This window comes from Micromonospora sp. DT44, assembly GCF_049841635.1.
Classification (GTDB): domain Bacteria; phylum Actinomycetota; class Actinomycetes; order Mycobacteriales; family Micromonosporaceae; genus Micromonospora.
The window spans coordinates 87,751-101,045 of sequence record NZ_JBNCKS010000022.1; the positions used below are offsets into that span (position 1 = coordinate 87,751).

General features: G+C 73.1%; 14 protein-coding genes and 3 pseudogenes. 13 read left to right on the top strand and 4 right to left on the bottom strand.

Translation table 11 applies throughout. The annotated features are described in order from the left end of the window. The 4 genes and pseudogenes from ACLQ25_RS15155 to ACLQ25_RS15170 all read right to left on the bottom strand — a co-directional run. Window positions 1-545: pseudogene (locus ACLQ25_RS15155) on the bottom strand (hypothetical protein); the annotation flags it as partial. Between the two features lie 272 nt (window positions 546-817). Beyond that, on the bottom strand, window positions 818-2,167 hold the full coding sequence (locus tag ACLQ25_RS15160) for an FAD-dependent oxidoreductase (RefSeq protein ID WP_425731506.1): 1,350 nt from the start codon (window positions 2,165-2,167) through the stop codon (window positions 818-820). A gap of 1 nt (window position 2,168) precedes the next feature. Beyond that, on the bottom strand, window positions 2,169-2,516 hold the full coding sequence (locus ACLQ25_RS15165; protein ID WP_355052691.1) for a TcmI family type II polyketide cyclase: 348 nt from the start codon (window positions 2,514-2,516) through the stop codon (window positions 2,169-2,171). Window positions 2,517-2,609: 93 nt separating this feature from the next. Continuing rightward, window positions 2,610-3,419 (bottom strand): AfsR/SARP family transcriptional regulator, encoded by an 810-nt coding sequence (locus ACLQ25_RS15170; RefSeq protein WP_425731507.1) that lies wholly within the window; start codon window positions 3,417-3,419, stop codon window positions 2,610-2,612. 436 nt (window positions 3,420-3,855) lie between these two features. On the opposite strand from ACLQ25_RS15170, the gene ACLQ25_RS15175 reads away from it, so the two are divergent. The 13 genes and pseudogenes from ACLQ25_RS15175 to ACLQ25_RS15235 all read left to right on the top strand — a co-directional run bounded on the left by ACLQ25_RS15175 (window position 3,856) and on the right by ACLQ25_RS15235 (window position 13,248). Beyond that, a complete protein-coding gene (locus ACLQ25_RS15175) occupies window positions 3,856-4,194 on the top strand; it encodes a TcmI family type II polyketide cyclase (RefSeq protein ID WP_425731508.1) in 339 nt (112 codons plus the stop codon). Further along, on the top strand, window positions 4,191-5,948 hold the full coding sequence (locus ACLQ25_RS15180) for an acetyl-CoA carboxylase carboxyltransferase subunit alpha (protein WP_425731509.1): 1,758 nt from the start codon (window positions 4,191-4,193) through the stop codon (window positions 5,946-5,948). Before ACLQ25_RS15175 ends, ACLQ25_RS15180 begins: the two co-directional genes overlap by 4 nt. Further along, window positions 5,945-6,523 carry an acetyl-CoA carboxylase biotin carboxyl carrier protein gene (locus ACLQ25_RS15185; RefSeq protein WP_425731510.1) on the top strand — a complete coding sequence of 193 codons (579 nt, stop codon included), beginning with the start codon at window positions 5,945-5,947 and terminating at the stop codon, window positions 6,521-6,523. The genes ACLQ25_RS15180 and ACLQ25_RS15185 overlap by 4 nt, the downstream gene beginning before the upstream one ends. Before the next feature lie 14 nt (window positions 6,524-6,537). Then, window positions 6,538-7,968, top strand: coding sequence for an acetyl-CoA carboxylase biotin carboxylase subunit (locus ACLQ25_RS15190; protein WP_425731511.1), 1,431 nt, complete (start codon window positions 6,538-6,540; stop codon window positions 7,966-7,968). Beyond that, window positions 7,965-8,795 (top strand): SRPBCC family protein, encoded by an 831-nt coding sequence (locus ACLQ25_RS15195; RefSeq protein ID WP_425731512.1) that lies wholly within the window; start codon window positions 7,965-7,967, stop codon window positions 8,793-8,795. The genes ACLQ25_RS15190 and ACLQ25_RS15195 overlap by 4 nt, the downstream gene beginning before the upstream one ends. After that, entirely contained in the window at window positions 8,788-9,192 is a 405-nt protein-coding gene (locus ACLQ25_RS15200; RefSeq protein ID WP_355052684.1) for a cupin domain-containing protein, read from the top strand. The genes ACLQ25_RS15195 and ACLQ25_RS15200 overlap by 8 nt, the downstream gene beginning before the upstream one ends. Further along, a complete protein-coding gene (locus ACLQ25_RS15205) occupies window positions 9,189-10,457 on the top strand; it encodes a beta-ketoacyl-[acyl-carrier-protein] synthase family protein (RefSeq protein WP_425731513.1) in 1,269 nt (422 codons plus the stop codon). Before ACLQ25_RS15200 ends, ACLQ25_RS15205 begins: the two co-directional genes overlap by 4 nt. Next, a complete protein-coding gene (locus tag ACLQ25_RS15210) occupies window positions 10,454-11,704 on the top strand; it encodes a beta-ketoacyl synthase N-terminal-like domain-containing protein (protein WP_425731514.1) in 1,251 nt (416 codons plus the stop codon). Before ACLQ25_RS15205 ends, ACLQ25_RS15210 begins: the two co-directional genes overlap by 4 nt. Then, window positions 11,701-12,051 carry an antibiotic biosynthesis monooxygenase family protein gene (locus ACLQ25_RS15215; protein ID WP_425731515.1) on the top strand — a complete coding sequence of 117 codons (351 nt, stop codon included), beginning with the start codon at window positions 11,701-11,703 and terminating at the stop codon, window positions 12,049-12,051. The genes ACLQ25_RS15210 and ACLQ25_RS15215 overlap by 4 nt, the downstream gene beginning before the upstream one ends. Before the next feature lie 115 nt (window positions 12,052-12,166). Next, window positions 12,167-12,268 (top strand): annotated as a pseudogene (locus tag ACLQ25_RS15220) (M55 family metallopeptidase); the annotation flags it as partial. Between the two features lie 40 nt (window positions 12,269-12,308). Continuing rightward, window positions 12,309-12,646 (top strand): annotated as a pseudogene (locus ACLQ25_RS15225) (M55 family metallopeptidase). 132 nt (window positions 12,647-12,778) lie between these two features. Beyond that, window positions 12,779-13,090, top strand: a complete 312-nt coding sequence (locus ACLQ25_RS15230; protein ID WP_425731516.1) for a hypothetical protein — start codon at window positions 12,779-12,781, stop codon at window positions 13,088-13,090. A gap of 2 nt (window positions 13,091-13,092) precedes the next feature. After that, entirely contained in the window at window positions 13,093-13,248 is a 156-nt protein-coding gene (locus tag ACLQ25_RS15235; RefSeq protein WP_425731517.1) for a hypothetical protein, read from the top strand. Window positions 13,249-13,295 lie beyond the last annotated feature (47 nt).

A 13,295-nucleotide genomic window follows, 5' to 3' on the forward strand; every position in this document is an offset into this window, starting at 1 on the left:
GTGTCGATCGGCTCGATCGGCGTGGTGTCGACCCGCTCGGCCGACGTGGTGTCGACCGGTGCTGCGGCGGTGGGCTCGTCCGACGAGGTGTCGGTGCTGTCGTCCAGCGGCTGGCGCGGGGCGACCACCGTCGCCGGGGCGGGCTGCTCGTCGACCGTGCCCGGCTCGTCGACCGTGTCGGTCCGGTCGTCGGCCGGAACGGTCGGCGGGGCTTCGGTGAGGGCCATGTCGCCGGGGTCGACGGCGTACGGCGCGGAATCGTCCGACGTGGTCACGGCAGCCGGCGCGCTGACCGTGTCGACCGGGGTCGGCTCGTCGGCGACCGCCACGGGAGCGGGGTCGATGGTCGCCGCCGCCCCGGCCTCGTCGGTCGTGGCCGGTGGCTCCGGGCTGGTGACCACGGCCAGACCGGCGACGGGTTCACCGTCCACGATGGGCCGTGCGGCGGCCCCCGCGCCCTGCCGGCCGCGCAGTAACCATCCGGCGGCCAGGCCCAGCAACACCGCCACGACCACTATCAGCGAGTGTCCGATAGACCACTCCACGGCGAACCTCCCTCTCACCTCATCGAGAAAGTCACGAGAAAAACTCGCCGCAGCTTCGCACACGCGATCGGACGACGACAGACAGGTCCGGTCGTACGGCGCGCGTCGACGTCCACCACCTCGTGGGGTGCCCGACGGGTGACGCAGCGTCGCGCCCACCACGTCCGCCGCCGCGCCACGACCAGCGCCGACGTCGCGACCGGTGCCCGCCGGGCACGAGGCGACCCGGGTACGACGCTCGCACGTCGTACCCGGGTCGGTGGTCGCCGCGGTCAGTCCTCGTCGCCCTCGTAGGTGTGGAAGTCGTCGACGAAACGGCGTCGCAGTGGGGGCACCCGACTGGTCACTCCGAAGTAGCCGCGCGCGCCGAGCAGGGCGAGACGGCCGACCACGGGGCGGTACATCCGGTCCTCGCCGTTGGTGCCGCTGCGGTTCAGTGATTCGGCGACCCGTGCGAAGCCGTACGGCACCATGGCGGCTTCGTAGTCCGCCACGGCCTGCACGAGCGTCTTGTCCCCGGCGGCGGCGCTGGTGAGGTGCTGGCAGAGCAGGCGGGCGTCGCGCAGCGCGGTGTTCGCCCCCACCCCGCGCCCGGGGGTCATCGTGTGGATGGCGTCCCCGAGCAGGGTGACGGTGCTGCTCTTCCAGGGTGGCGTCGGCTCGGACGTGCTCACCCTGATCGGCAGGACACTGCCCGGATCGCTGATCCGCAACAGTTCCCGCAGGTCCGGGTGCCAGTTCGGGGTCAGGTCCAGCGCGACCCGCTTCAGGTCCTCGCCCCGGCGTTCCAGGACGTCGGACGGGAACCGACGGGCGGTGCTCCAGATGATGAGGTTGATGTAGTCGGCGCTGGTGTGCTCGGACAGGCCGGACCAGGCCCGCAGCAGGGCGGCGTCGTCGTCACCGACGCCGGGCTTGATCGTCCGGTTCGCGTCCCACTTGAACTCCATCACGTGCAGCACGCCCATCGTGCCGCCGGCGCCGAAGATCAGCGAGATGCCCTTGGCGACGCGCTCGGGCACGAGACCGCGGGTCTGCGCGGTCAGCGGGATGCGCGTGGCGATGTTGATCGTCCCGGCATCCCGGATGACCGCGTGCGGCAGGTACTGGCGGCGTACCGCCGAGTGCGTGCCGTCCGCCGCCACCAGCAGGTCGCCGGTGGCGGTGGTCCCGTCGGCGAAGTGGGCGGTGACCGTGCCGTCGTCGTGCTGCTCGTACCGGACGAAGGTCTTGTCGAAGTGCACCACGTCGGCCAGGCCGGTCAACAGCACCTGGCGCAGCACCATCCGGGCCACCGAGTGTTCCGTCTGCACGGGATCGACGGCCGGCCGCAGCTCGAACGACGCGGTCTCCCGCAGCCGCTGTGTGACGACGTTGAAGTAGCTCGGCGCCCGGGCGCAGGTCGCCAGGAACGTGGCGAACAGTTGAGGTGGCAGGCAGTCGCGCAGTGCCCGGCTGCCGGTGGGACCGATGCCTACGCGGTATCCGAGCAGCCCTTCTCCGCTGTGCCGGTGCCGCTCGTAGACGGCGACGCTGATGCCGGCGCGGCGCAGCCCGTGCGCCAGGCACAGGCCGCCGGTGCCGGCGCCGATGACCAGGACGTGCGGTTCCGTGGTGGACATGTCAGCCGGCCGGGTGGGGCGCCGCCACGTCGGCCGCGTCCCAGCGGTAGAAGCACTCGGCGATGGCGTCCTTCGGGGAGCGCCAGGTCGACAGGTACGGCGAGGTGTGCGCCGCGAGCCTTTCGTTGACCTGCTGGAACAGCGGATGGTTACGGGCGGCGGCGAGGGCGCCCGGATTGACGTCCGAGGTCTCGATGAGGTGCACGAACACGTCGTGCAGGCCGTACAGGGACCGGTGCGTGACGCCGGTGAGGCCGGGCAGTTCGGTGGCGTCGGACTCGGCGAAGATCTGCGCGACCCGCCCCTCCGCGCCTGGGATGATCCGGCTGACGATCAGTAGACGACTCATGGGACCCCTTCCGCCGGTGGCCGATCCCGACCCGCAGGCCGGTGGTCACGTGCTCGATGCGGTCACCGTGCCGCAGGCCGTGTCACGTCACCGTCACGTGCGCCGACCGGCCGGTGACGGCCGTACGGCGGTGTCCCGGCCGACGACGGGGCGGGTGGCCGCCCGGATCGGGGCGAGCGTGTCGTCGAGCAGGGCGCTCATCGCCGGGCTGGGTTCGAGGCGCAGCTCGCGGCGCAGCAGGTCCCGGTAGACGTAGAAGGCGTGCACGGCCTCGAAGGCGTTGCCCTCCGCGAGGTGGATGCGGACCACCAGCCGGTGCGGTGTCTCGCGCAGCGGTTCGGCGGCCATCGCCTCCAACGCGGCCTCCAACGCCTCGCCGTGCCGCCCCGCGGCGAGGTGCTGGGCGGACACCTGCTCCAGCATGTGCAGACGCAGTTGCCGCAGCCGTTCCCGGTCCAGCAACACCCAGTCGTCGTACCAGCCGGGCAGCAGGTCGTGCCGGCCGGCGGCGAGGGCCCCAGCGGTGGTCCGCGGATCGTCCCCGTTGCGGACGCGCTCGGCCGTCCCGACGAGGTCGTCCACGTCGAGGCGGACGGCCGGGGCCAGCCGGACGGTGTCGCCGGCCACGACCATCGGGCAGCACGGGTCCTGCCTCAGCCGCCACAGCGCGGTCCGCAGCGACGACAGCGCCCGCTCCTCGGACACGTCGGGCCAGAGCAGCCCGGCGAGCTGGCTGCGGGTGGCGCCGGGGCGCAGTCCGATCAGGGCGATCACCCGTTGCAGTCCGCGCGGCACCACGATGTGCGCGGTGGCGTGCAGGAGGCGGAAGCCGCCGAGCAGGTGCAGCGCGAGGTCGCCCTCGCCGGGACCCTCGTCGGTCGGCACGGACGGATCAGCGGCCACGGCGGCACCCCCTGTGGAACGCTCGTCCCGACTGTCTGCTGTGCCCCGGATCGGCTGCCCGCGTCGCCACCGTCGGCTCCGTCGATGGAAATCCGACCACGGCTGTCCAGGCGCGGCGCCACCCGCCGGAGCCGCCGGGCTGACCACCGTGAAGATTATCAATTACGGTCACGGTGAGTCAACGGCCACGTTGGCCCAATCTCGCCCATGAAATCAGTTCTGAACTGCAGAAACGTCGATCATTCGAGGCGTGCTGCACATGGGACGCATAGCTCATACACAGGTTGCGTCAACGCAGCGTCACCGTTGGGCGTCGCCGGTCGATCCGTCGCGGTGACGCCGCCGTGACGACGACTGCCGCATCGTGGCGGCAGTCGTCCAGCGCGTCCCCGGGGCTCATCCGGCCGACCCGGACGCCGTGGGGGGAGGCCCAGCCATGGACCGATCGCTGATCATCGCGAAGGTCGTACCGACCGCGCAGGAGCAGGTCGCCGAAATCTTCGCCGAGTCGGACGCGACCGAGCTGCCGCGCCTGGTCGGCGTCCGGCACCGCGCGCTGTACCGGCTGCACGACCTCTACGTGCACCTGCTCGAGACCGAGCAGCCGGCGCAGCCGGCGGTGGAGGCCGCCCGGGGCCATCCCGAGTTCATCCGGGTCAGCGACCGGCTCCGGCCGTACGTCTCGCCGTACCTGCCGACCTGGCGCTCCCCGCGTGACGCGATGGCGCGCTGCTTCTACCGGTTCGACGCCCCGGACGCCGGAGGGCGCTCGTGACCGCCGCCGCGGGGCAGGAGGAGCAACTCTGGTCCCGCTGCGCCGGCTGCGCGAGCCTGCTCTACCGCAAGCGGCTACGCCGCAACCTGGACGTGTGCCCGGAGTGCGGTGAGCACTCCCGCCTCGGCGCGCCGGAGCGGCTGCGGCAGCTCGTCGACCCGGGCTCCCTGCGCCTGCTGCCCGACCGGCTACCCGAGGCGGACCCGCTGAACTTCGTCGACGTGCTCCCGTACCCGCACCGGCTCACCGCCGCGCGGGCCGCCACCGGCCTGTCCGAGGCTGTTCTCTGTGGCACCGCCATGATCGGTGGGCACCCGGCCGCCCTGGCGGTGATGGACTTCCGTTTCCTCGGCGGCAGCCTCGGCGCCGCGGTGGGCGAGCTGATCACCCGTACCGCCGAGCGGGCGCTCGACGACCGGGTGCCGCTCATCCTGGTCACCGCGTCCGGCGGCGCACGGATGCAGGAGGGCGCCCTGTCGCTGATGCAGATGGCCACGGTCAGCCAGGCGATCGCCGCCCTGCGCGAGGCGGGCCTGCTCACCGTCAGCGTGCTCACCGACCCGACCTACGGCGGCGTGGCGGCGTCCTTCGCCACCAACACCGACCTGGTGCTCGCCGAGAGCGGCGCCCGGATGGGCTTCGCCGGTCCACGGGTGATCCGCCAGGTCACCGGTCGGGCACTGCCGGAGGGGTTCCAGACCGCCGACTTCCTGCTGCGCCACGGGCAGGTCGACATGGTGGTGCAGCGCCGGTCGCTGCGTGGTCGGCTGGCGGCGCTGCTGGCTGCGGCCCGCGCGGGCCGTCCGGCGCGGTCGTCCGTACCCCGTCAGGAGCCGGCGCGACACCACGAGCGTCTGGCGGACGCGGTCCCGCCGGCGGTGGCCGACGGGCAGCGACCGCCCACGGCGGCGGCCGACGACGACACGCAGCCGGCGGTACGCGACGCGTGGGACACCGTGCGCACGGCCCGCCACCCCGGCCGACCCACCACCCTGGACTACCTGGACTCGGTCTTCGACGGGTTCGTCGAGTTGCACGGCGACCGGCTCGGCGGGGACTGCCCGGCCATCGTGGGCGGGATCGCCCGGCTGGCCGGGCGGCACGTGATGGTGATCGGCCACCAGAAGGGGCACACCACCGCCGACCTGGTCGCCCGCAACTTCGGCATGGCCAGCCCGGCCGGGCACCGCAAGGCGTTGCGGCTGATGCGTCTCGCCGCACGACTCGGCCTGCCGGTGGTCACCCTCGTCGACACGCCCGGCGCGGACCCCGGGATCAGCGCCGAGGAGCAGGGGCAGGCGGCGGCGATCGCGGAGAACATCCTCACCCTCACCGTGCTGCCGACTCCCGTCGTCACGGTGATCACCGGCGAGGGCGGCAGCGGCGGCGCGCTGGCCCTCGGCGTCGCCGACCGGGTGCTGATGCTCCAACACGCCGTCTACTCGGTGATCAGCCCGGAGGGCTGCGCCGCCATCCTCTGGCCGGACCGCTCCGCCGCCCCGCAGGCGGCTCGCGCGCTGCGGCTGACCGCGCCCGACCTGTGTCGGCTCGGCGTCGTCGACGAGATCGTCCCCGAGCCGGCGACGGCCGCCCACGACGACCCGGCCGAGACCGCCCGGCGGCTGCGCGCCGCCCTGCTGGCCAATCTGGTGCCGCTGCTGGACGTGCCGCCCGCGATGCTGGTCCGCCTGCGACGGCAGCGCTTCCGTCGGTTCGGCGCCAGCCGCGCCGGCACCCAGGTGGGTGCCCGATGACGGCCGGCGCGACGGTGTCCACCGCCGATGGCCCGAACGGCCGGGCGGACGTCGACGGGCGCCTCCCGGCGGACGGATCCCAGGGATCCGACACGGACGGCGAGGAGGTGCTGGCGGGGCTACGCCGACAGGCCCGGCACCTGCTCGCCGAGCTGGCCGGGCCGGTACGCCGGATCCGGCTGCGCAGCGGGGCGACCGTGCTCGAGATCGAGTGGCATCCGGACGAGCCGGCCGGTGGCTCGGGCGTACCTCCGGCCCTGCCGTCGGCCGCCGCCACGCCGCCGCCGACCGCGGCCGGTCCGCCGGCCGCGCTGATCCGCCCCCCGGTTCCCGGACGCGCTGCGGTCCGGGCGCCCATCGTCGGCACGTTCTTCCGCGCGCCGGAGCCGGGCGCGCGGCCGTTCGTCGCGGTCGGCGACCTGGTCCGCCCCGGTCAGCCGGTGGCGATCGTCGAGGCGATGAAGTTGATGAACGAGGTGAGCGCCGACCGGGCCGGCCGGGTCGTCGCGATCCTCGTCGAGGACGGTCAGCCGGTGGAGTACGACCAGCCACTGGTCGAGCTGGATCCGGCCTGACGGCGGGGGTGGCCATGTTCGAGACCGTCCTGATCGCCAACCGGGGCGAGATCGCCCTGCGGGTGCTGCGGGCCTGCCGGGAACTCGGCATCCGTACGGCGGTCGTCTACTCCGCCGCCGACGCGGACTCCGCAGCCGTCCGCCTCGCCGACCAGGCCGTCCGGATCGGACCGGCGTCCAGCCGGCGCAGCTACCTCAACGCCGCCGCGATCGTGGAGGCCGCCCGCCAGGTGGGCGCGCAGGCCGTCCACCCCGGGTACGGGTTCCTCTCCGAGGACGCCGACTTCGCCGAGATCTGCGCGGACAACGGGCTGACGTTCATCGGCCCACCGCCGGCGGTGATGGCGGCGCTGGCCGACAAGTCCTCGGCCCGGGCCCTGATGAGCGGGGCCGGACTGCCGCTGCCGGCGGGCAGCGTCGCGCCGGTGGCCACCGCCGCGGCGGCGGCCGAGGTCGCCGACGCGGTCGGCTACCCGGTGATCGTGAAGGCCGCTGCCGGGGGCGGCGGCCGGGGGATGACCGTGGTGCGCCGTCCGGCCGAGCTGGCCCGGGCGTACGCGCGGACGCGGGCCGCCGCCCAGGCCGCCTTCGGCGACGACCGGGTGTACGTCGAGCGCTACCTCACCGAGGCCCGGCACGTCGAGGTGCAGGTGCTCTGCGACGCCCACGGCAACGGCGTGCACCTGGGCACCCGCGACTGCTCGGTGCAGCGCCGGCACCAGAAACTCGTCGAGGAGGCCCCCGCCCCGGCGCTGTCCGCCGCGACGCTCGACTCCATCGCCGAGACCGCGCTGCGGGGCGCGCTGGAGGTGGGCTTCGTCGGCGCCGGCACGCTGGAGTTCCTGGTCGACGCCGAGGAACGCTTCCACTTCCTGGAGATCAACTGTCGGATCCAGGTGGAGCACCCCGTCACCGAGATGGTCACCGGGATCGACCTGGTGCACGAGCAACTGCACATCGCGGCCGGTGTGCCGCTGCGGTGGCGGCAGGAGGAGATACGCCTGCGCGGCGTCTCCGTGGAGTGCCGCGTGAACACCGAGGACCCGTCGCGCGGCTTCGCCCCCACCCCCGGACGGCTCGAGCGGTTCACCCCGCCGGGCGGCCCGTTCACCCGGGTGGACACCCACGCCCGCGCCGGTTACCTGGTCGGCCCCTGGTACGACTCCCTGCTGGCCAAGGTCGTGGTCTGGGCGCCCGACCGGGAGTCGGCGCTCAACCGGCTGGAACGCGCCCTGGACGAGTTCGACATCGCCGGTCCGGGCGTGCACACCACCATCCCGTTCGTCCGGCGGGTGCTCGACGACGCCGGGTTCCGCAAGGGCCGGTACACCACCGGCCTCGTCGACCGCCTGCTCGCCGCGCCCGCGTCGCGGCCGGCGGCCACCCCCACACCCCGCGCCGCGCCCGCCGCGGAGCCCGACGTAACCCACAGGAGGACCCGATGACCGTCACCCATGGTCGCCCGATGACCGCCGAGATCACCGACATCCTGGTGGCGCACTGCGGCCTGGACGCCGAGGCCGCGGCCCGCGCGCCCGCCGCGTCGCTGGAGGAACTCGGCATGGACTCGCTCGCCCTGCTGGAACTCTCGGCGGTCGTCGCCGACCGGTGGCAGGTGAGCATCCCCGAGCAGGCCGGGCAACTGAGCATCGCGGCGGTGGCCGACCTGGTCGCCCGCCGTACCGACCCGCCCGGGCACACCGAGAACACCGTGGTCATCGACGCGCCGCTCGCGCTGGTCTGGGACGTCACCAACGACGTGGCGAACTGGACCGAGCTGTTCACCGAGTACGCCGTGGTGGAGATCCTGCACCGCGACGAGCTCACCGTACGGTTCCGGCTCACCATGTATCCGGACGAGAACGGGGTGGCGTGGAGCTGGGTCAGCGAGCGTACGGCCGACCCGGTGAGCCGTCAGGTGCGGGCGCACCGGGTGGAGACCGGGCCGTTCGAGTACATGCGGATCCACTGGCGCTACGCCGAGGAGACCGGCGGCACCCGGATGACCTGGACGCAGGACTTCGCCATGAAGCCGACCGCGCCCGTCGACAACGCCGCCATGACCGAGCGGATCAACACCAACAGCGTCATCCAACTCGCGGTGATCAAGGACCGGGTGGAGCGGATCGCCCGGGAACGCGCCGGCCAGAGCGGCCCGGTCGGCGGCTCGGTTCCGGCGCAGGCCGGACCCGTCGACGGCTCCGCCTCGGCGCCGGTCAGCTCCGCCTCGGCGCAGGCCGGCTCCGCCTTGGGGGAGGCCGGCGATGAGTGACCTGGGCACCCGGCTGATAGCGGCGTCGGACGTACCGGCGGACCGGCGACGCGGCGGTGAGTTGCGGGTGCTGTTGGGCCCCCGCACGGTCGGCAGTACCTCCGGCTTCCTCGGGGTGGCGACCCTCGCGCCCGGGGAGCGGATCGCCGAGCACTACCACCCCTACAGCGAGGAGTTCCTGTACGTGGCTCGCGGCGCGATCACGGTCGACCTCGACGACCAGCCCACGCAGGTGGCCACCGGCGAGGCGCTGTTCGTACCGGTCAACGTGCGGCACCGGCTGCGCAACACCGGCACGGAGCCGGCCGAGGTGGTCTTCCATCTGGGCCCCCTGGCCCCGCGTCCGGAGCTGGGGCACGTCGATACCGAACTCGTCGAACAGCGGGGCGGATCATGACCGGCCGTCGCACCGTGGTGACCGGCGTGGGCGTCGTCGCCCCCGGCGGCGCGAGCCGGGACCGGTTCTGGAAGACCATCACCGAGGGGCGTACGGCCACCCGGCGGATCAGCTTCTTCGACCCGTCGCCGTTCCGCTCGCAGATCGCGGCCGAGTGTGACTTCGACCCGGTCGCCGCCGGGCTCACCGACGCCGAGCGGCGTCGCGCCGACCGCTACGTGCAGTTCGCGCTGGCCTGCTCCACCGAGGCCATCGCCGACGCCGGCCTGGTGCTCGACGACGCCGAGCGGGACCGCGCCGGGGTGGTGCTCGGCACGGCCGTGGGCGGCACGATGGCTCTGGAAGAGGAGTACGTGCGGGTCAGCGAGCACGGTCGGCGGTGGTTGGTCGACGCGGCGCTCGGCGGCCCGTACCTGTACCAGGCGTTGGTCCCCAGCAGCCTGGCCGCCGACGTGGCCTGCCGGCACGGCCTGCACGGCCCGGCGCAGGTCGTCTCCACCGGCTGCACATCCGGTATCGATGCCATCGGCTACGCCCACCAAATGATCGTGGACGGCGAGGCGGACATCGTGCTGGCCGGCGCGGCCGACTCGCCGATCTCACCGGTCACGGTCGCCTCGTTCGACGCGATCAAGGCGACCAGTCCCGACAACGACGACCCGGCGCACGCCTCCCGCCCGTTCGACGCCGACCGCCACGGGTTCGTGCTGGCCGAGGGCGCGGCCGTGCTGGTGCTCGAGGAGGCCGAGCACGCCCGACGGCGGGGCGCCCACGTCTACTGCGAGGTCGCCGGCTACGCCAGCCGCAGCAACGGCTTCCACATGACCGGGCTGCGCCCCGACGGGCTGGAGATGGGCCTCGCCGTCAGCGACGCGCTGCGGCAGGGCCGGATCATCCCCGAGCAGGTCTCCTACATCAGCGCGCACGGCTCGGGCACCCGGCAGAACGACCGGCACGAGACGGCCGCGTTCAAGCGGGCGCTGGGCCAGGCCGCGTACCGGGTGCCGATCAGCTCCATCAAGTCGATGATCGGGCACTCGCTCGGGGCGATCGGGTCGATCGAGATGGCCGCCTGCGCCCTCGCGATCGAGTTCGGGGTGGTGCCGCCGACGGCCAACTGGAGCACCCGCGACCCCGAGTGCGACCTCGACTACGTACCCAACGAGGCACGGGAGGTGCCGGTGAACGTGGCCCTGTCGGTGGGCAGCGGGTTCGGTGGCTTCCAGTCGGCGATGGTGTTCCGCCGACTTCCGGCGGCGGCGTGAGCACCGCCCGGGCGGTCGTCACCGGAATCGGTGTGGTCGCGCCCAGCGGCATCGGCGCGGACGCGCACTGGCGTACCGTCCTGGCCGGCACCCGGCGCACCGGGCCGATCACGCTCTTCGACCCGGCCGGCTACCCCACCCGCCTCGGCGGCGAGGTGCCCGACTTCGCGGCCGAGTCCTACGCCGAGAGCCGGCAACTGGTGCAGACCGACCGATGGACACACCTCGGCTTCGCCGCCACCCGCCTCGCGCTGGCCGACGCCGGGCTACCCGAGCGGGCGCCCGACCCGTACGGCTACGCGGTGGCCCTGGCCAGCTCGTCCGGGGGCAACCTGTTCGGGCAGCGGGAACTGCAACGGCTCTGGGGTGGGTCATCGCGCACCGTCGGCGCGTACCAGTCGATCGCCTGGTTCTACGCGGCGAGCGTCGGGCAGCTCTCCATCCACCACCAGTTCAAGGGGCCGAGCGGGGTGCTGGTCGCGGAGGCGGCCGGCGGGCTGGACAGCCTCGCGCACGCCGCCCGCGCGGTGCGCCGGGGAACGCCGGTGGTCATCGCCGGGGCGACCGAGTGTCCACTGAGCCCGTACGCCCTGGCCTGCCAGTTGCGCTCCGGGCTGCTCAGCGACGTCGCCGACCCGGAGCGGGCGTACCGGCCGTTCGACGCGACGGCCAGCGGCTACCTGCCGGCCGAGGGCGGCGCGGTCTTCGTGGTGGAGGAGTTGGGACACGCGCTGGCCCGGGGCGCCCGGATCTACGGCGAGGTCAGCGGCTGGGGGGCCACCCACGACGCCGCGCACACCACGGCCGACAGCGCCGGCGACCCGATCCAGTACGCGCGGGCGATGCGGCTGGCCCTCGACCGGGCCGGCGTCGCGTCGAGCGGAATCGACGTGGTGCTGCCCGACGCCCTCGGCGTGCCCCGCTACGACCGCAGCGAGGCCGCGGCCCTGCGCGCCGTGTTCGCCGACCGGCCGCCCCCGGTCACCACCCAGAAGCCGCTGACCGGCCGGGCCCACCAGGGCGGCTCGGCACTGGACGTGGCCACCGCCCTGCTCGCGTTCGCACACGACACGCTGCCCGCCTCGGCCGGCCCCGACGAGGTCGCCGACGGGTGCGAGCTGGACTTCCTGCGTGAGCACCGCCGGCCGCGCAGCCGGCTGGCGCTGGTCTGCGCGCGGGGCTTCGACGGGTTCAACAGCGCGCTGGTCCTGCGGGGCGCCGCGCCGACGAGGGGAGAAATGCCGTGAGCGAGCAGCGGGCCCGAGTGGTCTTCCTGGTCCGGGTGCCGGAGCCGCGCACCGAGCAGTTCCTCGCCGCGTACGAGGAGATCCGGCACCTCGTCGCCGACGGCGTGCCGGGGCACCTGGTGGACCAGGTGTGCCGCTCGTCGACCGACCCGGAACAGTGGCTGATCACCAGCGAGTGGGCGAACCTTTCCGACTTCGAGGCGTGGGAGCGCACCGAGGAGCACCGTGACCTGGTCCGTCCGATGAGGGAGTGCTTCACCGACGCCCGTTCGCTGCGCTTCACCATCCACGCCCAGACCCCGGACGAGGCACGTCTCGCGGCCGCTGGAGGAAGCGCGGCCGTTTGATCCACACCAGCGCGCGTGGGGGTATCCGGGCGCCCGGATACCCCCACATCGGTGACCTGAGCCTGTCCCGGTGCGGGTCGCTCCGTCCGCCGGGGGCGCGTAGGTTCATGGACCCATGAAGGTGCTGATCTCTGTCGACCTGGAGGGCGTCTCGGGGATCGTGCATCCCACGGAGACGAACCCGGACCGGTACGACTACGAGCGCGGCCGGGCCTCGATGACGGCCGAGGCGAACGTGGTGATCGCTGGCGTACTCGATGCCGCACCTGACGCCGTGGTGGGTCGTCGACGCACACGGTTCGTTCCGCGACATCCTGCCGGAGGACCTCGATCGGCGCGCTCGTCTTGTGCGCGGCAAACCCCGCCCGCTGGGCATGCTGGCCGGGCTGGACGAACATGCGGATTCCGCTATGTTCATCGGCTATTACGCCCGGGCCGGTGCCGCCCTGCCGTGCTGGCCCACACGATGAGTGACGCCATCCTCGACGTACGCGTGGCGGGCCGGTCAGTGGGCGAGATCGGCCTCAACACCGCCATGGCGGGACACCTGAGAGCTGGTGCCCTCGGCGGTCACCGTCGCCTTCCGCGCCGCTGACACTGTCGAGGCCTACCGGCTCATTCAACTGCTCGTCCAGCTCGCCAGCATCAAGCCGGGCTAGCGCCTAGCCCCAAGACCGGGGCTACGGAGAGGGATTCATGTTGGGTAGTGTCTGCGTCGCTACTGCCCGTGCAGAACGTCGGCGTCCCTCGCCGCGCGATCGACCGGAAGGACGGCATGGCCAGCATCGAGCAAGTCAAAGCCGCGCTCGCCCAGGCAGCCGAGCAGAGCGTCACGACGACAAGCCAGATCCGCGCCGCCATCGACGGCACCGACCAGGTGCTCGCTCGGCTGCGCGCGGTATCCGCAGGCACTGGCCACCCCGCCATCTCTGAGGCGATCGCCCGAGCCGAACAGAGCAAGCAACGTCTGATCGAGGCAGCCACGACCCTCCAGGGCAGCACCGCTGCGGCCCGGCAGTACATCAACATCCTTGGTTGACCGTGAGCATCGGCGAGGTCAAGGCAGCACTCGACGAAGCGCGTGACCTGCTCGACCAGGGCAGGACAACGATCGAGAGCTGTCGACGCCGCGTGAAAACTGACCCCGTGGTTCCGGGCGGGTTCCAGGGCGGATTCGAGCTGTCGTCGCAACGGTGACGATCGTCAGGGTGCCAGAGCTGTGTGGAAGACGTCGGCCGGGGTGC

Excerpts from the sequence above, each read along its gene's own strand:
- ACLQ25_RS15160 (WP_425731506.1), bottom strand. The coding sequence starts at position 2,167 with ATGTCCACCACGGAACCGCACGTCCTGGTCATCGGCGCCGGCACCGGC.
- ACLQ25_RS15165 (WP_355052691.1), bottom strand. The coding sequence starts at position 2,516 with ATGAGTCGTCTACTGATCGTCAGCCGGATCATCCCAGGCGCGGAGGGG.
- ACLQ25_RS15175 (WP_425731508.1), top strand. The coding sequence starts at position 3,856 with ATGGACCGATCGCTGATCATCGCGAAGGTCGTACCGACCGCGCAGGAG.
- ACLQ25_RS15185 (WP_425731510.1), top strand. The coding sequence starts at position 5,945 with ATGACGGCCGGCGCGACGGTGTCCACCGCCGATGGCCCGAACGGCCGG.
- ACLQ25_RS15190 (WP_425731511.1), top strand. The coding sequence starts at position 6,538 with ATGTTCGAGACCGTCCTGATCGCCAACCGGGGCGAGATCGCCCTGCGG.
- ACLQ25_RS15195 (WP_425731512.1), top strand. The coding sequence starts at position 7,965 with ATGACCGTCACCCATGGTCGCCCGATGACCGCCGAGATCACCGACATC.
- ACLQ25_RS15200 (WP_355052684.1), top strand. The coding sequence starts at position 8,788 with ATGAGTGACCTGGGCACCCGGCTGATAGCGGCGTCGGACGTACCGGCG.
- ACLQ25_RS15205 (WP_425731513.1), top strand. The coding sequence starts at position 9,189 with ATGACCGGCCGTCGCACCGTGGTGACCGGCGTGGGCGTCGTCGCCCCC.